The organism is Dactylosporangium roseum, from assembly GCF_025264685.1.
Classification (GTDB): Bacteria; Actinomycetota; Actinomycetes; order Mycobacteriales; family Micromonosporaceae; genus Dactylosporangium; species Dactylosporangium roseum.
Genome location: NZ_CP073721.1, coordinates 5,907,501 through 5,929,732, shown reverse-complemented (window position 1 = coordinate 5,929,732; position 22,232 = coordinate 5,907,501). Strand labels below are relative to the sequence as shown.

26 protein-coding genes and 1 pseudogene are annotated in these 22,232 nt (G+C 72.1%); 9 read left to right on the top strand and 18 right to left on the bottom strand.

Annotated features, from left to right (window positions below):
- Positions 1 to 17 precede the first annotated feature (17 nt).
- The 3 genes from argF (at position 18) to argH (ending at position 2,987) form a co-directional block, all read left to right on the top strand.
- Entirely contained in the window at positions 18 to 926 is a 909-nt protein-coding gene (argF, locus tag Drose_RS27720; protein WP_260724248.1) for an ornithine carbamoyltransferase, read from the top strand.
- Positions 923 to 1,447 carry an arginine repressor gene (locus tag Drose_RS27715; RefSeq protein WP_260724247.1) on the top strand — a complete coding sequence of 175 codons (525 nt, stop codon included), beginning with the start codon at positions 923 to 925 and terminating at the stop codon, positions 1,445 to 1,447. The genes argF and Drose_RS27715 overlap by 4 nt, the downstream gene beginning before the upstream one ends.
- A gap of 100 nt (positions 1,448 to 1,547) precedes the next feature.
- Positions 1,548 to 2,987: an argininosuccinate lyase gene (argH, locus tag Drose_RS27710; protein ID WP_260724246.1), complete on the top strand. Its 1,440-nt coding sequence runs from the start codon at positions 1,548 to 1,550 to the stop codon at positions 2,985 to 2,987.
- Positions 2,988 to 3,154: 167 nt separating this feature from the next.
- On the opposite strand, the gene Drose_RS27705 is transcribed toward argH, so the two are convergent.
- Genes Drose_RS27705 through Drose_RS27695 form a run of 3 tightly spaced genes read right to left on the bottom strand, consistent with a single transcriptional unit; the run spans position 3,155 to position 5,087 of the window.
- Positions 3,155 to 3,850, bottom strand: coding sequence for a hypothetical protein (locus tag Drose_RS27705; RefSeq protein WP_260724245.1), 696 nt, complete (start codon positions 3,848 to 3,850; stop codon positions 3,155 to 3,157).
- A complete protein-coding gene (locus Drose_RS27700) occupies positions 3,847 to 4,728 on the bottom strand; it encodes an ABC transporter ATP-binding protein (RefSeq protein WP_260724244.1) in 882 nt (293 codons plus the stop codon). Before Drose_RS27700 ends, Drose_RS27705 begins: the two co-directional genes overlap by 4 nt.
- The gene (locus Drose_RS27695; protein ID WP_260724243.1) at positions 4,725 to 5,087 is read right to left on the bottom strand and encodes a GntR family transcriptional regulator; all 363 of its coding nucleotides are present in this window, start codon (positions 5,085 to 5,087) and stop codon (positions 4,725 to 4,727) included. Before Drose_RS27695 ends, Drose_RS27700 begins: the two co-directional genes overlap by 4 nt.
- A gap of 81 nt (positions 5,088 to 5,168) precedes the next feature.
- On the opposite strand from Drose_RS27695, the gene Drose_RS27690 reads away from it, so the two are divergent.
- Positions 5,169 to 5,636, top strand: a complete 468-nt coding sequence (locus Drose_RS27690) for a hypothetical protein (protein ID WP_260724242.1) — start codon at positions 5,169 to 5,171, stop codon at positions 5,634 to 5,636.
- Positions 5,637 to 5,697: 61 nt separating this feature from the next.
- Positions 5,698 to 6,108, top strand: coding sequence for a ribonuclease domain-containing protein (locus tag Drose_RS27685; RefSeq protein WP_313899936.1), 411 nt, complete (start codon positions 5,698 to 5,700; stop codon positions 6,106 to 6,108).
- Positions 6,109 to 6,149: 41 nt separating this feature from the next.
- On the opposite strand, the gene Drose_RS27680 is transcribed toward Drose_RS27685, so the two are convergent.
- The 9 genes from Drose_RS27680 to Drose_RS27640 form a co-directional block, all read right to left on the bottom strand.
- A complete protein-coding gene (locus Drose_RS27680) occupies positions 6,150 to 6,329 on the bottom strand; it encodes a DUF4236 domain-containing protein (protein ID WP_190253140.1) in 180 nt (59 codons plus the stop codon).
- Between the two features lie 211 nt (positions 6,330 to 6,540).
- On the bottom strand, positions 6,541 to 7,134 hold the full coding sequence (locus Drose_RS27675) for a DNA-3-methyladenine glycosylase (RefSeq protein WP_260724241.1): 594 nt from the start codon (positions 7,132 to 7,134) through the stop codon (positions 6,541 to 6,543).
- Positions 7,131 to 7,259 carry a hypothetical protein gene (locus tag Drose_RS27670; RefSeq protein ID WP_260724240.1) on the bottom strand — a complete coding sequence of 43 codons (129 nt, stop codon included), beginning with the start codon at positions 7,257 to 7,259 and terminating at the stop codon, positions 7,131 to 7,133. The genes Drose_RS27675 and Drose_RS27670 overlap by 4 nt, the downstream gene beginning before the upstream one ends.
- A 38-nt stretch (positions 7,260 to 7,297) precedes the next feature.
- Entirely contained in the window at positions 7,298 to 8,428 is a 1,131-nt protein-coding gene (gene menC / locus Drose_RS27665; protein ID WP_260724239.1) for an o-succinylbenzoate synthase, read from the bottom strand.
- Positions 8,425 to 9,267: a GNAT family N-acetyltransferase gene (locus tag Drose_RS27660; protein WP_260724238.1), complete on the bottom strand. Its 843-nt coding sequence runs from the start codon at positions 9,265 to 9,267 to the stop codon at positions 8,425 to 8,427. The genes menC and Drose_RS27660 overlap by 4 nt, the downstream gene beginning before the upstream one ends.
- Entirely contained in the window at positions 9,267 to 10,385 is a 1,119-nt protein-coding gene (locus tag Drose_RS27655; RefSeq protein ID WP_260724237.1) for a M20 family metallopeptidase, read from the bottom strand. The genes Drose_RS27660 and Drose_RS27655 overlap by 1 nt, the downstream gene beginning before the upstream one ends.
- Positions 10,386 to 10,458: 73 nt before the next feature.
- Entirely contained in the window at positions 10,459 to 10,827 is a 369-nt protein-coding gene (locus tag Drose_RS27650; RefSeq protein ID WP_260724236.1) for a PH domain-containing protein, read from the bottom strand.
- A 503-nt stretch (positions 10,828 to 11,330) separates the two neighbouring features.
- Positions 11,331 to 13,166, bottom strand: coding sequence for a DNA helicase RecQ (recQ, locus tag Drose_RS27645; RefSeq protein WP_260724235.1), 1,836 nt, complete (start codon positions 13,164 to 13,166; stop codon positions 11,331 to 11,333).
- 85 nt (positions 13,167 to 13,251) lie between these two features.
- Complete coding sequence (locus Drose_RS27640; RefSeq protein WP_260724234.1) at positions 13,252 to 13,608, bottom strand: YciI family protein; 357 nt, start codon at positions 13,606 to 13,608, stop codon at positions 13,252 to 13,254.
- A gap of 70 nt (positions 13,609 to 13,678) precedes the next feature.
- Here Drose_RS27640 and Drose_RS27635 point away from each other — a divergent pair.
- Positions 13,679 to 13,831, top strand: a pseudogene (locus tag Drose_RS27635) (sigma factor); the annotation flags it as partial.
- A gap of 112 nt (positions 13,832 to 13,943) precedes the next feature.
- Here the strand turns inward: Drose_RS27635 and Drose_RS27630 are convergent.
- Positions 13,944 to 14,942 (bottom strand): hypothetical protein, encoded by a 999-nt coding sequence (locus Drose_RS27630; protein WP_260724233.1) that lies wholly within the window; start codon positions 14,940 to 14,942, stop codon positions 13,944 to 13,946.
- A gap of 233 nt (positions 14,943 to 15,175) precedes the next feature.
- Between Drose_RS27630 and Drose_RS27625 the strand changes: the two genes are divergently transcribed.
- The 3 genes from Drose_RS27625 to Drose_RS27615 all read left to right on the top strand — a co-directional run bounded on the left by Drose_RS27625 (position 15,176) and on the right by Drose_RS27615 (position 17,514).
- On the top strand, positions 15,176 to 15,718 hold the full coding sequence (locus tag Drose_RS27625; RefSeq protein WP_260724232.1) for a PH domain-containing protein: 543 nt from the start codon (positions 15,176 to 15,178) through the stop codon (positions 15,716 to 15,718).
- 64 nt (positions 15,719 to 15,782) lie between these two features.
- Entirely contained in the window at positions 15,783 to 16,397 is a 615-nt protein-coding gene (locus tag Drose_RS27620; protein ID WP_260724231.1) for a hypothetical protein, read from the top strand.
- Between the two features lie 178 nt (positions 16,398 to 16,575).
- Positions 16,576 to 17,514 carry a type IV toxin-antitoxin system AbiEi family antitoxin domain-containing protein gene (locus tag Drose_RS27615; RefSeq protein WP_260724230.1) on the top strand — a complete coding sequence of 313 codons (939 nt, stop codon included), beginning with the start codon at positions 16,576 to 16,578 and terminating at the stop codon, positions 17,512 to 17,514.
- A gap of 44 nt (positions 17,515 to 17,558) precedes the next feature.
- On the opposite strand, the gene Drose_RS27610 is transcribed toward Drose_RS27615, so the two are convergent.
- The 5 genes from Drose_RS27610 to Drose_RS27590 all read right to left on the bottom strand — a co-directional run bounded on the left by Drose_RS27610 (position 17,559) and on the right by Drose_RS27590 (position 22,199).
- Positions 17,559 to 18,464: an NADP-dependent oxidoreductase gene (locus Drose_RS27610; protein ID WP_260724229.1), complete on the bottom strand. Its 906-nt coding sequence runs from the start codon at positions 18,462 to 18,464 to the stop codon at positions 17,559 to 17,561.
- 11 nt (positions 18,465 to 18,475) lie between these two features.
- Positions 18,476 to 19,954: a class I SAM-dependent methyltransferase gene (locus Drose_RS27605; RefSeq protein WP_260724228.1), complete on the bottom strand. Its 1,479-nt coding sequence runs from the start codon at positions 19,952 to 19,954 to the stop codon at positions 18,476 to 18,478.
- 2 nt (positions 19,955 to 19,956) lie between these two features.
- Complete coding sequence (locus Drose_RS27600; RefSeq protein ID WP_260724227.1) at positions 19,957 to 20,274, bottom strand: antibiotic biosynthesis monooxygenase family protein; 318 nt, start codon at positions 20,272 to 20,274, stop codon at positions 19,957 to 19,959.
- Between the two features lie 75 nt (positions 20,275 to 20,349).
- Positions 20,350 to 20,796 (bottom strand): hypothetical protein, encoded by a 447-nt coding sequence (locus Drose_RS27595; RefSeq protein ID WP_260724226.1) that lies wholly within the window; start codon positions 20,794 to 20,796, stop codon positions 20,350 to 20,352.
- Positions 20,793 to 22,199 (bottom strand): O-antigen ligase family protein, encoded by a 1,407-nt coding sequence (locus Drose_RS27590; protein WP_260724225.1) that lies wholly within the window; start codon positions 22,197 to 22,199, stop codon positions 20,793 to 20,795. Before Drose_RS27590 ends, Drose_RS27595 begins: the two co-directional genes overlap by 4 nt.
- Positions 22,200 to 22,232: the final 33 nt, after the last annotated feature.

Sequence of the window (22,232 nt, the reverse complement as noted above, 5' to 3'; positions counted from 1 at the left end):
AAGGAAACCGAACGAACATGACCCGTCACCTCTTACGCGACGACGACCTGACCCCGGCCGAACAGCGTGAGGTGCTCGATCTGGCGGCGGCGATGAAGGCCGACCGGCACGGCTTCAAGCCGCTCGCCGGGCCCAGGTCGGTGGCGGTCATCTTCGAGAAGCAGTCCCTGCGGACCCGGGTCTCGTTCGAGGTCGGCATCGCCGAGCTCGGCGGGACCCCGGTCATCATCGACGCGCTCACGACCCACTTCGGCCGCGGCGAGACGCTCGCCGACGCGGCCCGGGTGCTGTCGCGGTACGTCGACGCGATCGTCGTGCGGTCCCACGAGGACGAGCGGCTGCGCGAGCTCGCCGCGCACGCGACGGTCCCGGTCGTCAACGCGCTCACCGACGGCTTCCACCCCTGCCAGTTGCTCGCCGACCTGCAGACGGTCCGGGAGCGGCTCGGCGGCACCGAGGGGCGGACGCTGGTGTACCTCGGTGACACCGCCAACAACATGGCCAACTCGTACGCGCTGGCGGGCGTCATCGCCGGGATGCGGGTCCGGTTGAGCGGCCCGGCCGGGTTCGAGCCCGACGCCGCGGTCCTCGCGGAGGCGCGGAGGCTGGGAGTCGTCGAGGTCGTCGGCGACCCGGCGGAGGCGGTGAAGGACGCCGACGTGGTGGCGACCGACACGTGGACGTCGATGGGGCAGGAAGGGGACGGTCTGGATCGGGTCACGCCCTTCCGGCCGTACCAGATCAACCGCTCCTTGCTCGTGAACGCGAAGCCGGATGCCGTCGTGCTGCACTGCCTGCCGGCGCACCGCGGCGACGAGATCACCGACGAGATCATGGACGGCCCGCAGAGCGCGGTCTGGGACGAGGCCGAGAACCGGCTGCACGCCCAGAAGGCGCTGCTGGCGTGGCTGCTGGAGCACTCATGAACGCCCCGTCGACCAAGGCCGCGCGGCACGACCGGATCTCGGCGCTGATCCGCGGCTCGGCGGTGCGCTCGCAGACCGAGCTGGCGGAGCTGCTGGCCGCGGACGGCATCCAGGTCACGCAGGCGACGCTGTCGCGGGACCTGGAGGAGCTGCGTGCGGTGAAGGTACGCGGGGCGTATCTCATCCCGGAGGACGGCGAGCGTGTCCTGCGTCCCGCGGAGGAGCCGCCGACGCGGCTGATCCGGCTGCTGCGCGAGCTGCTCACCTCCGTCGACTGCTCCGGCAACCTCGTCGTGCTGCGGACCCCGCCGGGGGCGGCGCAGTTCCTGGCGAGCGCGATCGACCGCACCGGCCTGCCGGACATCGTCGGGACCATCGCCGGTGACGACACGATCCTCGTCGTCGCCCGCGAGCGTCCCGACGAGGACCGCCCTCCCGCGGCCGGTGAGTTGCTGGCCGCGAAGCTCACCGCCTGGGGCCAGTCCGGCGAGGACCCCGCGGAGAGTCGACCCCCGCGTTGATCTTGCAGTTGTGGTGCCTCGATCACCCCTCCTTGTCCGGGTTCACGGGCACCACAACTGCAAGATCGACGCATCTCGTGTGTGTGGAAGGATGACCTTCGTGGTTAACGCATCTTCGTCCGAAACGCCGACGCGGCTGTGGGGCGGACGGTTCGCCGGCGGGCCCGCCGAGGCCCTCGCCCGCCTGTCCGTCAGCGTGCAGTTCGACTGGCGGCTCGCGCCGTACGACATCGCCGGATCCCGCGCCCACGCCCGTGTGCTGGCCCGCGCCGGGCTGCTCGACGCCGAGGAGCTGGGCCGGATGCTGGCCGCCCTCGACGACCTCGAGACGGCGTGCGCGACCGGCGAGTTCCGGCCCACGGTCGACGACGAGGACGTGCACACCGCCCTGGAGCGCGGGCTGCTGGAGCGCCTCGGCGCCCTCGGCGGCAAGCTGCGCGCCGGCCGGTCCCGCAACGACCAGGTGGCCACGGACCTGCGGCTGTACCTGCGCGACCACGCCCGCGGCGTCGCCGCCCGCATCGTCGAGCTCGCCGACGCCCTCGTGGAGCAGGCCGCGCGGCACCTCGACACGCCCGCGCCCGGCTTCACCCACCTCCAGCCGGCGCAGCCGATCGCGTTCGGTCACCAGTTGCTCGCCCACGTGCAGGCGCTGCTGCGCGACCTGGAGCGGCTGCGCGACTGGGACGCCCGGGCCGCGGTGAGCCCGCTCGGCGCCGGCGCGCTCGCCGGCTCGTCGCTGCCGCTCGACCCGGCACAGGTGGCGCGGGAGCTCGGGTTCGCCTCCGCCGCGCCGAACTCGATCGACGCCGTCGCCGACCGCGACTTCGTCGCCGAGTTCCTGTTCGTGGCGGCCCTCACCGGCGTGCACCTGTCCCGGTTGGGCGAGGAGGTCGTGTTGTGGACGACCCCGGCGTTCGGCTGGGTCCAGCTCGACGACGCGTTCGCGACCGGCTCGTCGATCATGCCGCAGAAGAAGAACCCGGACATCGCCGAGCTCGCCCGCGGCAAGTCGGGCCGGCTGGTGGGCCACCTCACCGGCGTGCTGACGATGTTGAAGGGTCTCGCGCTCGCGTACGACCGGGACCTCCAGGAGGACAAGGAGCCCGTCTTCGACGCGGTCGACACGCTGGAGCTCGTGCTGCCCGCGCTGGCCGGCATGATCTCCACGATGACGGTCCGTGTCGACCGCCTGGCCGCTCAGGCCCCGGTCGGCTACACGCTGGCGACCGAGGTGGCCGAGTGGCTGGTCCGCCAGGGCGTCGCGTTCCGCGACGCGCACGAGATCACCGGCAAACTGGTGGTGATCTGCGCGGCCCGCGACGCCGGCCTGGACGAGGTCTCGGACGACGATCTGGCGGCCGTCAGCCCGCACCTGACCCCGGCGGTCCGCGAGGTGTTCTCGGTGCGCGGCGCGCTGGCGGCCCGAACCACCCCCGGTTCGACCGGCCCGGGCCCGGTGTCCGACCAGCTCGCGGTGGCCTCCGACAAGCTCGACCGCTGGCGCGACTGGTCCGCGGAGTCCGTGATCCCGTCGTAGCCGGTCGGGTGTCTTCCTCGTATTCCCGCTCTCGCAGGCCGCCGAGGCCCACCTGGCCGGTGAGACCGGTCGCACGACCGGGAAGCTCATCCGCACGCCCTGATCAGCCGGACCGAACGGCCCGGGCCGCCGACACACGGCCCGGGCCTGAACGGCGCGGAACAGGGTCAGGTCGTCGCGCGGCGCAGCGTGGTCCACGCCGCCAGGGCCAGGAGGGCCACCACCGCTGCCGGGAGCGCCGCGTACAGCGTCAGTGCGCTCCGGTCGATCAGCCAGGACCCGATCGCCGACCATTGCTCCAGGTACGTGACCAGCGCCGCCACGCCACCCGGCACCAGGATCAGCGCGGCAACCGTGGCGAACACGCCGTTGACGTTCCACCGGATGTACACCGCGCCGAACGAGATGCCGATCAGGCTCATCAGCAGCATCGGCGCCGCGTAGATGAGCAACTGCGCGAACACGCCGTGGTGGTTCACGAAGCCCATCCCGAAGAACCGCAGCCGCATGCCCCAGCCGTCCGTCGCGTCCTCGACGGCCTGGCAGATCACGAGCAGCACCGAGAACACCAGGCTCTGCGCGAGGACGAACAGACCGAGGGAGATCGCGAACTCCCGCCGGGTCACGCTCATCCCCAGCGCGAACGGGAACTGCTGCGTGACCGCGATCGCGCCGAAGGCCAGTGCCGCGATGTAGATGCTGGCCAGGCCACCCGTCACCGGCTGCTCCTCGATCGCGTTGCCCGCGGCGGCGAAGACGGCCAGGTTGACGGTGAACGCGATCCCGATGATCACGAGCGGCCACATGAGCCCGTCACGACGGCCGAGCGCCTGGAGGCGGGCGATGGCGAGGATCCGGGTCATGACACGTGCTCCTTCAGGTCGGCTGTCGTGATGCGTACGACCAACTGCTGCAACGACACCGGCGCCAGTTCGACCCCGGCGGCCCGGGCCTGCCCTGCCTCGACGCGGCCGCGCACCGTCGCGCGGGTGAGCGAGCCGAGATGCTCGCGGTGCAGTTCGTCGGCGTTGGCGGCCAGCGCGTCGACCGCGCTTGCCGGCCCGGTGAGCGTGACGACCTGGCCCCGCAACGCCTCGGCGTCCTCGTCGAGGACGAGCCGGCCGCGCTCGATGAGCAGCACGTGCTCGATCAGGTCGCTGACCTCGTCGATGAGATGGGTGGAGAGCACGACCGTGCGCGGGAACTCGGCGTAGTCGGCGAGCAGCCGGTCGTAGAAGAGCTGCCGGGAGACCGCGTCGAGCCCGAGGTACGGCTCGTCGAACAGCGTCAGCGGCGCGCGGGAGGCGAGCCCGACGACGACGCCGAGCGCGGAGAGCATGCCGCGGGACAGCTTCTTCACCTGCCGCTTGACCGGAAGCTGGAAGTCGTGGACGAGGTCCCGCGCGAACCGCTCGTCCCACTGGGGGAACAGCAGCCGCCCGGCGAAGAGCACGTCGCGCACCCGGAACGTGTCGGGGTACCGCTGGCTCTCCTTGATGAAGGTGACCTGCCGCAGGACGCGCTCGTTCTCGTGCGGGGCGGCGCCGAACACCGTGACCGTGCCGGCGCTCGCGAACTGCTGTCCGGTCAGGATCCGCATGAGGGTGGTCTTGCCGGCGCCGTTGCGGCCGAGCAGTCCGTAGATGCCGTTGCGCCGCAGCTCGAAGCTGACACCGTCGAGCGCTGTCATGGTGCGGAACCGCTTCGAGACGTCGCGCACGGTGACGATGGGGCTGTTCATCGCTTCTCCTCGTAACGGTCGATCATCGACTTCAGCTCCGCCGGGTGGATGCCGAGCTTCGCCGCCTCGGCCAGCAGGGGCAGCAGGTACTGCTCGGAGAACTGATCCCGGCGCCGTTGCCGGAGCTTGGCCCGGGCGCCGGGGGAGACGAACATGCCGATGCCTCGCTTCTTGTAGAGCACGCCGTCGTCGACGAGCTGGTTGACGCCTTTCGCGGCGGTGGCCGGGTTGATCCGGTGGAAGGCGGCGAGCTCGTTCGTCGACGGCACCTGGGCCTCTTCGGGCAGGCTGCCGTCGATGACCGAGTTTTCGATCTGCTCCGCGATCTGGAGGAAGATCGGCCGCCCCTCGTCCATCATTCGCCCTGGTTCATCAGTCCATTACCCATGTAACTAACCATGCAACCAGTGAACCCCGGTGTCAAGCGCTATGGTCGACTGATGGGAGCGGTGGGCTTCGGCCCGAAGATGGCCTGGCTGGCGGTGCGGCACGACGACCCGGTCGCGGTCCTCACCGCGCTCGACCTGCGTGACCTGGGCCTGACCGACGTCCGCTCGGGCCTGGACATGGCGTACTTCACCGACGACCGGGTGGTCGTGACGCCGCCGATCGGCGGGTGGGTGCTCGTCGCCGGCAAGTGGCTGTTCGGGCTGCCGTCGGCCGCGGGGCCCTCCGTCACGCTCGGCACCGAGGTGCAGTACTTCGCGACGCACCGCGGACTGCTGACACACCGCTGGGAACGGGCGGTCGAGGGGGACCTGTTCGACGTGTTCCGCAGCGGCGACGAGGAGGACGACGATCTCGTCGACGAGCGGGACGTCTTCCGGACGGCGGCGCAGTGGAGCGTCGACCCGCGGCGGTTGCCGGTCGGGACGTTACATATCGCTGCGGTACCTGGTAACGCGTAATCTTCCATGCGTCGATGTACTTCCAGGAGGATGGGGGTTCCCGATCCTCTTGGAGGCATTCGTGACCCGTCTGCTGTCCCGGCTCAGCCTCGCCGTCGTGCTGATCGCCGGCCTGATCGCCGGCCCGGCCGTGGTGGCCCCCGCAACCGTCGACGCCGCACACGCGTCGGTCTACTCCTCGTGCGACATCTCCGGCTGCGCCGACGCCCGCGCCGCCCGTTCCGGCTGGAGCAGCCTGGGCTTCCCGACCTCGCGGGACTGGTACGTGTGGCCGGCCGGCGAGTACAACTTCGCGGGCGGCCGGTTCTACAACCGGGAGGGGCAACTCCCGTCCGGCGCGACCTACTACGAGTACGACGTCATCCCGCGCGAAGAGGGCGCCCCCCGTGACGCCGAGCGCATCGTCGTGAACCGCGACACCGGAGTGACGTGGTACTCCCCGAACCACTACACCGACTTCTACCGGCTCTGACGAGCCGCAATGGGGTGGCCCGGCCGGCCACCCCATTGCCCTCAGCTCCGCTTGCCCTTGCTGCGCCAGGAGAACGGCCCGGGCAGGTCGTAGCGGTGGGCACGGGTGCGCGAGTTCCACGACCAGCGGCCGATCTTCAGCCCCCAGGAGGAGAACCCCTTCGGGGTGAAGTTGAGCACCAGCGGGCCGATGCGCATCGCTTTTCGGAACAGGATCGGCAAGGCGTTCCCTCCTCGGGTGGTGTCCACGCACCAGGATGACGCATGCCCGCCACTCGATGACCCGAGGGGCCGCGGCTTCCGGCGGGATCGAGCCCGAACGCGAGCCTGGGGGCCGACACCTCCGAGCCCCGCGCCCGACGGTGAAGGTCACCGCGTGGCTGTGGCCGTGCGGCGGCGGCAGGCCGTCGAGCGGACCAGAAACCGCATGGGTTCACGTCCTCGGAACATGGCGGCGGTACGTGCTCACCGTCGGATCCCCGGTCAGCCAGAACCGCCACGGCACGTCGTGGGCACCCGTCACTCCGACCCGCGGCCCCGCCGACACCTTGCCCACCGGCTCGGCGGAAGGCGTCAGGACCGCCGGCCCGGCCGGGTCGAGCAGATACGCGCCGTAGAGCGACTTGTCGATCGCGAGCGCGCTGCACAGCCGGGCCGGTCCGCGTGCCAGTTCCTCGTCGCCGCGGGCGGCCGGCCGCCGGGACCGGGCGACGTCCAGGCCGTCGACCACCGCCCCGGCACGCAGCAGCGCCGCGGACGCCACCCCGTCGACGCCGGTGACGACGTTGAGGCAGTAGTGCATGCCGTAGGTGAAGTAGACGTACGCGTAGCCGGCCGGCCCGAACATCACGGCGTTGCGTGGGGTGCGGCCCCGGTGGGCGTGGGAGGCCGGGTCCTCGCCGGTGCCCGAGTACGCCTCCACCTCGGTGAGCCGCACGGTGACGCCGTTGGCGGTCAGGTGGCAGCCCAGCAGTGCGCGGGCCGCCTCCTCGACGGGCCCCTCCAGCAGCGGCAGCAACGCGTTCACTCGCTGATCCGCGCCAGGCGCGGCACGGTCGAGCCGATCGTTCTGTCGCGCAGGAGGCCGCCCGCACCACGCCGGTTGCGGGTGCGGCCACCGGTGGTGGTCGCACCTGACGAGTCCGCTGTCATCGCTTCATCATGCCGGGACCGCGGCGAGGACCGCCGTCCTACCCACCGGGGCGGGGACCGCGGGCCGTGAAGTCGATCCGGAGCGTGTCCGTCGTCACCTCGTCCAGCAGCTCCGGCACCGGCGAGACCCCGATGCCCGGACCGCCCGGCACCGCGACGTGCCCGTCCTCCAGCACGAAGGGCGCGGTGATGTCGCGGGCGTAGTACCGGTCGGAGGCGGACGTGTCACCGGGCAGCGTGAAGCCGGGCAGCGCGGCCAGGATGACGTTGGCGGCCCGGCCGAGGCCGGTCTCGAGCATCCCGCCCGCCCAGACCGGCACCCCGTTGGCGACGCACACGTCGTGGATGCGCCGCGCCTCCAGATAGCCGCCGACCCGGCCGGGCTTGATGTTGACGATCTCGCAGGCGCCGAGCGCGATCGCGTCCGCCGCGGCACGGGCGCTGACGATCGACTCGTCGAGGCAGATCGGCGTGCGGATCAGCCGGGCCAGCGCCGCATGGCCGCGCAGGTCGTCCTCCGGCAGCGGCTGCTCGATGAGCAGCAGGTCGAACGGGTCGAGCCGGGCCAGGTGCCGGGCGTCGGCGAGGCTGTACGCGGTGTTGGCGTCGACCTGCAGCAGCACGCCGTCGCCGAACCGCTCCCGGACGGCACGCACCGGCTCGACGTCCCAGCCGGGCTCGATCTTGAGTTTGATCCGCAGGTAGCCGGCGTCGAGGTAACCGGCGACGGCGTCGAGCAGGGCCGGGATCGAGTCCATGATGCCGACCGACACCCCGGCCGGCACCCGGTCCTTGACCGCGCCGAGGTACGAGCCGAGCGGCGTGCCGGCGGCGCGCAACTGCGCGTCGAGCACCGCCGTCTGGACCGCGGCCTTCGCCATCGGGTGCCCCTTGAACCGCGCGAACAGCGGCTCGAGCGTGTGGGCCTCGACGTCGGCGTCGGCCAGCACGGGCGCGAGATGCCGCTGAATGGTGGTCGCGGCGTCGTCGACGTATTCGGCGGAGTACAGCGGCGCGGACATGGCCACACACTCGCCCCAGCCCTCGACGTCGCCGGCGACGGCCCGCACGAGCAGCACGTCGCGCCGCAGTTCGGTGCCGAACGACGTGCGGAACGGCGCCACCAGCGGCATCGCGACGCGCCGCAGTTCCAACCCGGTCAGCTTCATCCGCCGCTCCGTTCCAGCACGTAACGCCCGTCGCGCGTGATGCCGTCGATCCGCCATCCGGCCGCGAGCCGCCCGGACAGCGCGGTGCGCACCGCGTGCCGCCACCGCAGCGCCGTCGCCGGATCCCGCTGCCGCACCGCCTCGGCGTCCTCCGGCACCGCGACGCAGACCCGGTCGGCGTCCACAGTGGACTCCACCGGGGCGCCGTCCGGGCCGGCCGCGACGAGCGGCACCGCACCCTCGGTGCTGACCTCGGCGGGCGAGCCGTGCGCGGCGGCGGCCACGCGGGGCGCGTCGAGCCGCCACACCACGTAGAGCCGGTCGCTGAGGTCGCCGCTGTTGATGCCGTCGGCCATCGCGCCGTAGAACTCCGGCAGGTAGCCGGTGACCGCGGCGCCGAGCTTCTGCAGGTTGAAGTACGCGTTACGCAGGATCAGGGGGTCGTACGTCCAATGCACCTCCGGCACGCCCCGCGCCAGCGTCCACGCGCGCTGGTGCTGCTTGAGGGCGAACCCGACACCCTTGCCCAGCCGTCCCGGCGACACGCCCGCGACGTACGAGTGCAGATGCGGATGGCCGTGCGGGAGCCCGAAAAACCCGGCGGCCACGCCGATCAGGTGCCCGTCGCGGTAAGCACCGGCGACGTAGTTGCCGGAGTGCGCGTAGGTGCGCAGCAGCGACGCCGCGGCGACCTCCGCCGGGTGGCCGGCGCGCCAGACCCGCTGCAGCAGGACGGACGCGTCCTCCAGGTCCGCGGGCCGGGAGAGCTCGGCCACGCAGACGTCGACCCGGCCGGCCGCCTCGTCCGCGCAGGCCCACGCGTCCTGGACCAGGTCCATCAGGCGTCCCGGCCGATGGCGCCGGCCAGGGCGCACACCAGCGCGGCCCGGTCGGGCAGGCTGGTCAGGTCGATCCACTCCCCCTCGGCGTGCGCCTTGCCGCCGACCGCGCCGAGCCCGTCGAGGGTCCGCACACCGACACCGGCGGTGAGGTTGCCGTCGGAGCCGCCCCCGACGGCCTCCGCGGTGAAGGGCGGCAGCCCGAGCTCGGCGCCGAGCCGCTGCGCGAGCGCGAACAACTCGGTCGCCGCCGCCTCCGGCATCGCGGGGCGGGACGGGCCGGGCTCGACGCGGACCTGCGCGCCGGGCAGCACCGGCCGCAGGTCGCGCAGCGCGGCGTCGACCCGGGCCAGTTCGGCGGGGTCGAACGAGCGCGCGTCGATGCTCAGCCGGGCCTCGGCCGGCACGGTGTTGCTCGTGGTGCCGACGACCGCGTCGGTGGGCGTGACGGTCGTCGTCCGCTCCGCGTCGCCGAGCTCCGTGATCCGCAGGATCTGGTGGGCGAGCTCCACGCCGGCGTTGATGCCGAGGTGGGGCGCAACGCCGGCGTGCGCGGCGCGGCCGACGACCCGCACCGAGTAGTGGGCGATGCCCTTGCGGGCCACCTTGAGCCGCCCCTCGGCGCTGCCCTCCAGGACCAGCGCACCGGCGGCGCCGCGTGCGGTGTCCTCGATGAGTTTCGTCGAGGTCGGCGAGCCGATCTCCTCGTCGGAGTTGGCCACCACGGCCACGCCGTCGAGGTCGTCGAGCTGGGCGAGGGCGTGGAACAGCATGACGAGGCCGGCCTTCATGTCGACCACGCCCGGGCCGGTCGCCCGGTCGCCGTCGACGGCGAACGGCCAGCGCGTCAGGGTGCCCAGCGGCCAGACTGTGTCGAAGTGGCCGATCAGCACGACCCGGGGCGGCGCCGAGCCGAACCGCCATCGAAGATGTGGCCGGTCGGCGACGACGATCCGCTCCGGTGCCTGCCCGGTGCAGCGGCGCCCCAGCTCGGCGACGACGTCGGCGCATCTGGCGATGGCGTCGACGTCGGCCGAGGGCGACTCGGTGCCGACCAGTTCCGCCAGGTCCTCGAGCATCACCGGCGCGGCGGCCCGCAGTTTCTCCATCGCGCTCATACGCCAACCGTAGCTTTCGCGGCACCGGCGCGGTGCACCGCCACCAGCCGCCGGTCCGGCGTGAGCCCGGCCGTCAGCGGCCGGCGTAGTGCAGGATCACGTTGTGCACGTGCTGCGTCTTCTCGACGCCGCGCAGCTCGATCTCGTAGGTGTGGGTGCCGACGTGGACGGCGATCGAGCCGCTGCTGAAGAAGCTGCCCGCCCACGACTTGTTGCTGACCACCGAGACGGCGGTGACCTTCCCGTACGGGATCGAGGTGATCGCGACCCGTTTGCCCACGAACGATCGGTCCTGGAGGATGACCCGCCGGTCGGTGAGCCCGATGAACCCGGTGCCCACGCCGACGGCGTCGTAGACGGCGATGACGTTCTCGCCCGGCAACAGGCCGGAGGCGATCTGCTCGTACTGTTCCCGCCGGTCGTACTTCACCTGCTGCGCCATGGGTCCAACGTAGAGGGCCGACGCAAGATCGCCGGATCCGTCAGCCACCGACCGCCGCCGATCGACCAAGGCCGCGGCGTGAGCTGCGCGGTCGTCCGGCCCGGACGGGTTTATGATCATGGGAAAGATGTGGCTGCCCCGATAGCCAGATCTTTCCCATGATCTGGAGTCACCCGGCCCGGAACGCGCCGTCCCGGGTCCAGCGGCGATCATGAGCGACGGACACCATCCCGTAGCGCAGCACCGGGGTTGACAGACGACCGCCCGGCTCAACGTCGCCGCCTTGTGCCCGGGCAACCCGGGGTTTCCCACGATCAAGGAACCGGCGTCGGGCCGAGCGCGGAGCACGGTCCACCGCGCGACGCGGCCACAGCCACCGTGGTCCGGCATCGCGAGGGCGTGGCTGGGGTGTGCGGCCGGCGCCGCTTGACGAGATCGTTCGCAGATCGTGGGAACCGTCGGGGTGCCCGGTCAGCCACCGGCGAGCACCTTCGACGCGTCGCTCAGGCCGGGGTGGACAGGGTGTCGAGGACCTGCTGGCCGAACTTGGCCAGTTTGTTTTCGCCGACGCCGTTGACCGTGGACAACTGGGACAGCGTCGCCGGGTTTTCCGACGCGATCTGGCGCAGGGTGGCGTCGTGGAAGATGACGTAGGCGGGGACGCTCAGCTCCTTGGCCGTCGCGGCCCGCCAGGCCCGCAGGCGCTCGAACAGCTCGGTGGCCTCGGGGGAGAGCTCGGCCGATGCGGCCGCGGCACTGCGTTGCTTGGCGACCTTGGCCGCCTTGGCCGTGGCGGCCGGACGCTCCGGCTCGCGGCGCAGCATGACCTGGTGGCGCCGGCCCAGGACCTCGCCGCTGGCCTCCGTCAGCACGAGCGTGCCGTAGTCGCCCTCGACGGCGAGCAGGCCCTGCGCGAGCAGTTGCCGGATCACCGCCCGCCAGTCGGCCTCGCGCAGGTCGGCGCCGACACCGAAGACGGTCAGCTCGTCGTGGTGCCACTGCACGACCTTGTCGGTCTTCTTGCCCAGCAGGATGTCGATGCACTGGCCGGCGCCGAACTTCTGGTTGCGCTCCTTGTGCAGCCGGTACACCGTCGACAGCAGCTTCTGCGCCGCGACCGTGCCGTCCCATGACTCGGGCGGGTTGAGGCAGGTGTCGCAGTTGCCGCACGGGCCGCTCCGCTCGCCGAAATACGCGAGGAGCCGCACCCGCCGGCACTCGACCGTCTCGCAGAGGGCGAGCATCGCGTCGAGGTGCTGGGCGAGCCCGCGCCGGTGGGCCGCGTCGCCCTCGGAGCCGTCGATGAGCTTGCGCTGCTGGACCACGTCCTGCAGCCCATAGGCCAGCCAGGCCGTCGACGGCAGCCCGTCGCGCCCGGCCCGGCCGGTCTCCTGGTAATAGCCCTCGACCGACTTCGGCAGGTCGAGGTGCGCGACGAACCGCACGTCGGGCTTGTCGATGCCCATGCCGAACGCGATCGTGGCGACCATGACGAGCCCGTCCTCGCGCAGGAACCGGGACTGGTTGTCGGCGCGGGTCCGCGCGTCGAGCCCGGCGTGGTACGGCAACGCAGCGACCCCGTTGTCCTTGAGGAAATCCGCGATCTTCTCCACCGAGGCGCGGGACAGGCAGTAGACGATGCCGGCGTCGTCGCGGTGCTCGGTGCGCAGCAGATCGAGCAACTGCCGGCGCGGGTCCTGCTTCGGCGCGATCCGATACTGGATGTTGGGCCGGTCGAAGCTCGACACGAAGTGGCGGGCGTCGGTGAGCCCGAGCCGCGTGGCGATCTCCTTGTGCGTCGCCGTCGTGGCTGTCGCGGTGAGCGCGATCCGCGGCACGCCGGGCCAGCGCTCGTGCAGCATCGACAGGTTGAGGTAGTCGGGCCGGAAGTCGTGGCCCCACTGCGACACACAGTGCGCCTCGTCGATCGCGAACAGCCCGATCCGGCCGCGCTCCAGCAGCCGCAGCGTCGACTGCGACGCCAGGGCCTCCGGCGCCAGATAGAGCAGGTCCAGGTCGCCACCGACGAACTGCGCCTCGACCGTGCGACGGCTGTCGTAGTCCAGCGTCGAGTTGACGAAACCGGCCCGCACCCCGAGGGCGGTCAGCGCGTCGACCTGGTCCTGCATCAGGGCGATCAGCGGGGAGACGACGACCGCGGTGCCGTCGCGGACGAGCGCGGGGATCTGATAGCACAGCGACTTGCCGCCGCCGGTCGGCATGAGCACAAGGGCGTCGCCGCCGCCGATGACGTGCTCGATGATCTCCTGTTGTGGGCCCCGGAAGGCGTCATAGCCGAACACGCGCCGCAGAACCTCAAGAGCCTCATCGCTTCCCACGCGGCGATTCTACGAACCCGGACCGACAAGAACCGCCCCGGCCGATCCGCGCCACTACGGACCGGCCGGGATCCGTTGCACAGCGTCACGCCGGGTTGGAGAACACGATCGGGCGGACCTCGATCGCGTTCCACTTCGCGTCCGGAATCATCGCGGCGAGCTGTGTGGCGCGCTCCTTGGACTCGCACTCCACCAGGTAGAACCCGGCGAGGAACTCCTTGGCCTCGACGTACGGGCCGTCGGTCACGGTCTCGGCGCCGGCCCGGATCCGCACGACCGCGCTCTCCTTCGGGTCGCCGAGAGCATGCGTCGCGAGCATCTCGCCGGATTCGGTGATGGTCTTGATGAACCGTTCGTGCCCTTCCATGACCTCGTCGATGTCGGCCTGGGTGAGGGTGCTCCAGACGTCGGGGTTCATGTGGATCAACAGCAGGTACTTCACGGTGCGCTCCTCATGCTCGTTTCGGTCAGTTCACCATCAGGTCGGAGCCGCCGCCCGCGGATCTACACGTATTTTCGAGGGCGTGGACTTCCGCGAACTGTTCGAACGACACCGCCGTGAGCTGCACGTGCACTGCTACCGGATGCTCGCCTCGTTCGAGGAGGCCGACGACGCGGTGCAGGAGACGTTCCTGCGGGCGTGGCGGCACCGGGACGGCTTCGAGCCGGGCGTTCAAGCTCGACGTCCTGCGGCTGACGGGCGGCAAGGTCGCCGAGTTCACCACGTTCGACGCGACACTCTTCGGTCGGTTCGGGCTTCCGGCGGTACTGCCCGGGTCATGACTTCGTCACCGGTGGCAGCGGCAGCGACCTCGTGAGGCCGGTGAGGGCCGCGGCGGCCTTCGCGAACGGCGTGCGGTCGGGATGGACGGTCAGCACCGCCACGACATACCGGTCGCTCTCGCCGACCGTGCCGGTCGTGTGCAGGACCTCGCCGTCCATGTCCGGGTCGTTCGGCGCGGCGGCCGGCACGAACACCGCCCCGTCGCCGCCGTCGAGCGCGGCATCGGCGACGCACGGGGTCGCCGGGACGTCGCCGAAGCCGGACCAGCCCTGCTTCGCCGACCACGGCCGGCGGAAGGCGCTGGGGATGCCGAACGACTGATCGTACCGGTCGGTGCCGCACTTCGTGGAGGCGTGCAGGTTGCCCATGATGTAGTCGCGGACCGGGGCCGGCGCCTGCTCCAGGATGTAGCGGTACACGCGGACCAGGTCGCCGGCGCTGACCGCGGTGTAGCCCCAGTAGCCCGGCTGGCTCACCGGCGGCGGCGCGGTGTCCCGCAGGTCGAGGCGCCGCACCATCCGGATCACCACGTCGCGGGACCCGTGCGCCTTCCACAGCGCGGTCGCCGCCGCGTCGTCGCTGCTGCGCAGCATCACGTCGAGCTTCGGCCTGTCGGCGGCGGGCACCGTGTAGCCGGGGCCCTTGTCCCAGAAGTAGTCGAGCGCGATCAGCAGCTTGACCAGCGACGCCGACCGGAACCGCCAGCTCGCGTTCTGCTGCGCGACGAACGTGGCGGTATGCCGGTCGTAGATCACGATGCCGGCGGTCACCCCGGCCGGCACCGTGATCGGCGCCGCGGAGGTCGCCGGTGCCGAGGAGCCGCCCGCGGGTGCGGGTGACAGGGACGGCGCCGCCGGGGAGGAGGCGGCCGGCGACGCGGCGGCCTGCGGTGTGGACGCCGCCGGGTCCCTGCCACAGCCGGCCAGGACGGCCAGGACGGCCAGGACGGCCAGCGACACGGCGGCGGCACCTGCTTGGCGCGCTGAGGGCATGGCCCCATCCTGACCTGCGCGTCACCGGCGGTCCAGCGCGGCCACCGCTCAGGCGCGCGGCGGTGCCCGTCGCGGAGGCCGGTCACCTGCACCACGTGCGTTGTGCCAGCACAGGTGTGCGAACGAGCCGCGCCGCGTCCGCGGGCGCCTCACCGGCGGCGCCCGCCGGTGTGCCGGCCGACGTAACGGCGGACGCCGCCCCGGCCTGACCTGCGATGCGACACGATGGGCTGGTGGGGGAGCGGGGACGTCGGGGGTGGCTCGTCCTCGCCGTCGCACTCCCGGTGGGGCTGCCCCTGCTCGCCCAGTGGCAGGCCGCCGCGGCGTTCTCCGGGCTGGTCGTGGTCCTCGTCGGGCCGGTCCTCGCGGTCCAGTGGTGGAGCCGCCGGCGGCAGCGGGCCGCCCACGCCAGGGGTGTGCGGCGCTGGATCGGGCACCTCCCGCTGGAGCGCGCCGTCGGCCTGTGGGACCTCGGCGTCGGCGCCGCGTTCCTCTTCGGCGGCGGGGTCCCCGTCCGGCTCACGGCGCGGCCCACCGGCCTCACCCTGGCGATCCGCGGCCCGTTCGGCGGCCCGCGGCATGCGCCCGTGACCGTCCAGTGGTCCGACATCGCCGGGGTGCGGGCCGGTCCGGCCGGCCGCGCCACCGAGTGGGGCCGCGTGGCACTGCTGCCGTTGACGACCGTCACCGTCCACCTGGTCCACGGTGCGGCCTTCGTGATGACAACCCACGACGCGGCCGGACTCGTCGAATTGGTAGAGGCCCGATCCGGGTGATGGACCGGGCACGATGCGTGGCTGAGTTGCGTCGGTTTTCTACGGTTCCGTACGGTGGTCTTCCATGGCGGAGTTGATCGAGGTCGGTGTCTGGTACGAGGCCCGACCGATCACGGTTGACCAGGGTGTCGACCGGTTCGAGGCGCTGCGGCGCGGTGATTCGGCGTGGGCCGTGATCGACCCGGGCATCGGGCGGTTTCACCGTGAGGTGCTGGCGGGTGTCGATCCGAAGCTGCTGGCCGGCCCGGTCGTCGGCACGGAGAGTTTCGTGCTGCTGAGCCTGCACGGCAGCGCGCCCGCGGAGACGCTGACCTTCGTGCGCAAGCTCGCCGACGAGTGCGAGCTGCTGTGCTTCCAGCGGCCCGGCCGCCACCAGCCGGCCGCGCTGTGGCAGCCGCGCCGGTTGTTGCGTGTGCCGGTGCCGCGCATGACCACCGAGGACGGGTCGCTGGCGCACCACCCGACCGGCGACGACATCCGTGACTTCATCGGCCGGCTCGACGAGGACAACACCTCGGCCGTCCTCTGGCGCGAGGACGGGGCGTCGATCCGGGTGTCGTACGTGCCGTCGCAGCGCCGCTGGCAGGTCGAGACCACGGTCGGCGAGCAGCGGTGGGCGTCGCTGCGGGAGGACCTGTCCGGCGTCGCGCAGCAGTTCGAGGAGTTCGCCAACGGCTGATCCGCCGTCCCTGGCTGGCCCGCCACATGCTGGGCCGCTCGTCCGGCGACGCCCGACCCTCCTGGCCGTGGAGTTTTCCGGCGGCCCTGGCGACCACAAGACTCCACGATCAACCGTGTTGTCCACAGAGCCGCCGGAGGGGCAGCCCGACCACGGTTGACCGGGCCATCATCGGCGCGTGACGTGGAACGACGCCGAACGGATCCCGCCGCCCGATGACGCGAGCCCGCTGGACCACCTGCTCTTCCGGCAGCACGACGTGGTGTCGTACCGGCAGGCGGTCCGTCACCTCAGCCGTGCCACACTCCGCCACCGCGTCGACTCCGGGCGGTGGCAGCGGCCGCTCCGGTCGGTGTACGTGGCCCGGCCAGGAGATCTGAGCCTGCCGCAGCAACGCTGGGTCGCGGTGCTCGCGACCGGTGGCGTGCTGGCCGGATTCAGCGCGCTGGAGGCACTCGGCCTACAGGGATACCGCAAGCCCTTCACCCAGATCCTGATCACCGCCGAACGGCGGATCCGAGCGCCGTCGAACGTCCAGGTCCGCCGCACCCGGCGGCTCCACGACGTGGATGTGCTGGCCAACCGGGCGCCGCCGGCCACCGCGGCGGCCCGCTCGATCATCGACGCGGCGCAGTGGGCACACAGCGACGACGAGGCGGTCGCCGTTGTCGCCGCCGGTTTCCAGCAGCGGCTTGTCGGCGGCGACGACGTCCGGCAGGCGCTGCGCCGGGCAGCGCCGATGCGGCGCGGGACGCTCATCGCCGAGGTCGCGGCTGCGGCCGCCGGTGGGTCGGCATCGATCTCCGAGGTGGAGTTTCTCCGGCTGTGCCGCCGCAACGGCCTGCCCGAGCCGAGTCGGCAGGTCGTCCGGCTGGACGCGCGGGGTCGAAAACGCTATCGGGACGCGCTGTTCGAGGAGTACCAGGTGCACGTCGAGATCGACGGCAGTCAGCACATGGAGTCTCGTGCGTGGAACGCCGACATGCTGCAACACAACGAGATCGCGATCGCCGGCGGCCGGCTGCTGCGGTTCGCGGCGTGGCAGGTGCGCCACCGCCCCGGCGATGTGATCGCCCAGTTGCGAGCGGCGCTCGTCGCGGGCGGGTGGCGGCCGTAGTGTGGCGTGTTGTGGTCGCCTGGGCAGCCACGACACTCCACGCCTCAGGGGGTGAGGACGATCTTGCCTCGGGCGTGGCTGGACTCGCTCAGGTCGTGGGCCCGCGCCGCCTCGGACAATGTGAACACGCGCTCGACCGGCATCCGGAAGCGGCCCTGCTCGGAGAGGGCGGCGGCCTCGCGCAGCGTGTCCCACGACCGGCCCTCGGAGCCGTCCGTCACACGGGCGCCGAGCCTCGGGGCGTCGAAGTCCGCGATGCTCACCACGTCGGACGGCGCGCCCGTCAGCTCGATCAGGTCGGCTACCGCGCCGTGGCCCGCCGTGTCCAGCGCCAGGTCGACACCCTGCGGGGCGACGGCGCGGACGCGGTCCGGCAGGCCCTGGCCGTACGTCACCGGAATCGCGCCGAACGTGCGCAGCAGCTCGTGGTTGCGCTCGCTCGCCGTGCCGACGACCGTCGCGCCCCGGGCGACGGCCAACTGGGTCGCGGCGATGCCGACGCCGCCGGCGGCGCCGTTGACGACCAGCGTGTGGCCCTTCTCGACGCCGAGTAGGCCCAGCGCGCGGCCCGCGGTCTCGACCACGTTGGGCAGCCCGGCGGCCTCCTCGAACGACATGCCGGCCGGCTTGGCCCGCCACACCCTCAGCACCGCGAACTCGGCCGCGCCGCCGCCGACCGCGACGCCGAACACCTCGTCGCCTCCTCGGACGCCGGTCACGGCCTCGCCGACCTCGTCGACCACCCCCGCCACGTCGGAGTGCGGAATCACCGGCAGGCGGCTCGGCGTCGTGTCGCCGAAGGCGCCGCTGCGGACCTTCCAGTCGTAGGGGTTGACGCCGACCGCGCGCACCGCGACGCGCACCTGGCCCGGGCCGGCGTGCGGCTCGGGCAGCTCGGTGACGTGCAGGACGCCGGACGGGCCGTATTCGGAGTACCGCAACGCTCGCATGACGATCCTCGCTAGGTGTTGAGCGGCCGGCGGGCGACCAGCAGCACGTGCGTCACCGGCCAGTCCATCGGGGCGCCGTCCGCCGTGGACAGGGTGGCGACCGGCGCGATGCGGTTGTCGACGATCCAGTCGTTGCGCCACACGTGCGAGGCCCCGTCGACCTCGAACCCGACGTCGGTCAGCAGCGCCTTCCAGTCCGCGAACTCCAGGCCGCAGAACTGCTCGTGCGCCTCGGACAGCCAGTTGTCGGGATAGTCCTTGTGGGTGAGAAACTCCATGGCGTCGCCGAGCGCGAGCTCGACCGAGTCACCGCGCTCCGCGAACGGCAGCGGGAAGTGGAAGTCGGCGGCGAACCGGTCCAGCCGTGCCCGCGGCGACAGCCCCTCGACGTGCGCGGCGATCTCGTCCCGGGTGAGCCCGTCCAGGGACACCGGCTCCTTCGGAGCACCCTGCAGCAGGAGTCGTACGGGCAGATCACGGCCGTCCGGTCCGCACACGTCGGAGTTGATCCACACGCCGCCGGGGACGGTGTGCTCGTAGATGGCTGCCGCGAACGTCCTGAGGGAGGCCATGCGCTGCCCGTACGACCAGATCTCGTGCGTCAGCGCGAACGTCAGTGTCGTGTCGATCGACCGGGCCGGGAAGACGGCACCGCCGAGGACGTTGCGGCAGTAGAAGTACACGTTGGGATTGGTGAACCAGCCCTGCGCCTTGCGGTGCACACACTCCTCGTAGAGGTGCCGGGCCACCTCGACGCCGATGAGGTCGCTCTCCCGCAACGCCGGCTCGCGGTCGGCCAGGCCGAGCACCGCGCCCGCGCCGCACCCGACGTCGACGATCCGGCCCGGGCGCACGTGCCGGCGGACCAGGTCCCACTTCCGCTCGGCGCTCGCCTCGAACGCCTCCGCATAGGTGCGGTAGTCGCGGGTGGTGGTGAGGCCGCCCTCCTCGCCCACGACCGGGTCGTTGACGACGAGGCGAACCTGCTCGTCCAGCCGGTACCGGTCGAAGACGTCCAGCGTCGCCGGGTGTGCGAGCTCGCGCCACGCCGGGTCGCCCGCCGCCAGCATCAGCAGCACGTCCCACGGCCGGGCCGGGGCCGGGTCACGGCCGGTCTCCACGCCCGCGATCTCGAAGCCGAGGGCCTCGTACATCGCCGCGACCTCCGGCGTCGAACAGGCGACCACCGTGTCCGCCGGCGTCAGCCGCAGCCCCAGCCCCGACTCGACGCTCTTGAGCGTGACCCCGGCGAACCGGTCGGTGTGCGCGGTGTCGAACACCGGCACGACCAGCGACCGCAGCCCTTCGGACACGCTGAACCGCTCGATCGCCGCCTCGCGCCGGTCGTACGGCACCGGGTTGCGCTTGGTGTTCTGATGGTTCGCGCTCGTCACCGCCCAGACGACCGTGCCGCCGAGGCCCCGCAGGTATTCAGCCTGGAACCGGGTCAGCAGATGGTGGCGCCCGGGGAACAGGACGAAGCGCTCCACGGTCAGCTCTCGGCGGGACGCGGTCCGGTCTGCTGCACGACCTCGAACTCCAGCAGGCTCGATCCGGTCGCCACCGGCTGGCCCCGCTGACCCGAGTGCGCCTCCTTGGCGGGACCGGTGGCCCACGCCTGGAAATGCTCCTCGGATTCCCACTTGGTGTAGACGAAGTACCGGGTCTCCCCGGCCGTCGGGCGCAGCAGCTCGAAGCCCAGGAAGCCGGGCGCCTCCTCCACCGCGCCGTGCCGGGCGCCGAAACGCCGCTCCAACTCGGGTCCCGCGCCCTCGGGGACCTCGATCGCGTTGATCTTCACAACCGCCATGCCTCAACCCTAACGGGGCCGGTACGACAACACCCCGGGACCGGCGCCAGGCCCCGGGATGCCCGTCGTCGCCCGTCAGCGGTCGACGTTTACGATCTCGCGTCCGGTGTTCACGTTGATGTATCCGATCGGGCCGTTCACCTCGAGCCGGCCCACCGCGTAGGCGACGCCGGCCTGGAACGGCGCGCCCGAGGCGGTCACCGGAACCTTCACCTTCTCGGTGAGGCCCGAGCAGGGCTGGTTGGCGATGGAGCCGTTGCCGTGCGTGGTGCTGGTCGGGCTGACCGTCTGGACCACCTCGACGTACACCGAATACCAGTTGTTGGCCGGGCAGGTGACGTTGACCGTGGCGACGGTCGCCGCGCCGTTCGCCTTGAGCCGCGCCGTCTTGGCAATCTTGATCGTCGGAGTGCCGCCGGACTCCGATTGGAGGTTGACGGCCGCGCCCGCCGGAACGGCGAAGGCGAGCACCGCGCCGAGGGCCAGCGCACCTGCGCCGAGGTGCGATTTGTTGAGTTTCACTGACGTTCCTCCCCATTGGGTGATGGTGTGCGACCTTCGCTGTGGTGCGGGCCGGCCATGCCCACGAGCACGCCGAAGACCAGCGGGACGACCGACAGTTGCCACAGGAAGTCAAAGGCGCTGTGCACGGCCAGGGCGGCGACGGTCGCCACGACCCCGGCCCACAGCGGTTGGGGCGCCCCGGCCGCCCGGCCGCGCCGCAGCGCGACCACGACGGCGGCGCCGAGGGCGGCCAGCGGGATGAGACCGATCGCGCCCAGGTCGACCAGCCATTGCAGGTACTCGTTGTGCACCCACCGGCTGACCACGAGCTGGCCCTCGAAGTCGAACCAGAAGTACCGGGCCCGACCGGGACCGCTGCCGAGCAACGGGTGTGCGGCGATCTGGTCGAGCGCCGAGCGCAATGCCCCCGTGCGGCCCTGCGAGGCGACGGTGAACCGGCGGTGCAGCAGCGTGTCGAGCTGCGCGGACCGGGGGCGTGTCGCGAGCGGCGCGAGGGCCCCGGCCGCCGCCGCGAGGAGCAGGCCCCACGCCACCGCGAGCTTCCCGCCCCGCAGTTTCGCCGGCAGTACCGCGATGAGGCCGCCGAGCAGCAGGCCGCCGCCCGCGAGCAGGGGCCGCGGCGCCGACGTGGCGGGGAACGACGGGACGAGCCCGGCCAGGGCCACGGCCGCGCCCAGCAGGGCCGGGGCGAGGTGGCGGAGCACAGCCCGTACTGCCGCGAAAAACGCGAACACGAGCACTCCTGCGGCGAAGGCCAGCGCCCCAGCGCGGCTCAGCGTCGCGGCCAGGCCCGTCAGGAGCAGGTAGAACGCGCAGGCCCGCCACACCGAGCCGGGCTCGGCCAGCAGGAGCGCGAACGCCAGCAGCGCGGCCACCGCGAGGATCGCCGCCGCGGCGTTCGGATAGGTCAGCGTGGACGACGCCCGCCACAGCGTCGCCTCGACCAGCACGCTCCAGCGCTCGATCCGCCACGCGACCCCGGCCCAGCCTGTCACCGCCACCAGGACACCGATCCCCACCAGGCCGGTGGCCAGATCCACAGGGCGGGCGCGCCGGGCGGCCACGACCCCCGCCAGCAGCGTCGCCAGGCTCAGGCAGATGCCGGCCGCGACGGCCGCCCCGCCCGCCGTCGCCGCGCGGAACACCGCCCACAGCGCCACCGCGGCAGCGCTGCCGATCAGCCAGCGGTCCTCCTTGAGGGCGGCCGGTGCACCCGACCGGACCGCCAGAACCGATGCGGTCAGCGCAAGGACGGCGACCAGGATGCGACCCGGCAGGTAGAAACCGCCCTGCGCGACAACGCCTGCCGTCGATGCGCACAGCAGTGTCAGCGTCGGCGGCGTCCAACCGGCGTCGGTCGTCATCCGCGCCGGAATCCGTTGCAGTGCAAGCGGATCCACCAGAACCACCCTCCCCGTCAGAGTGTCTGTCGC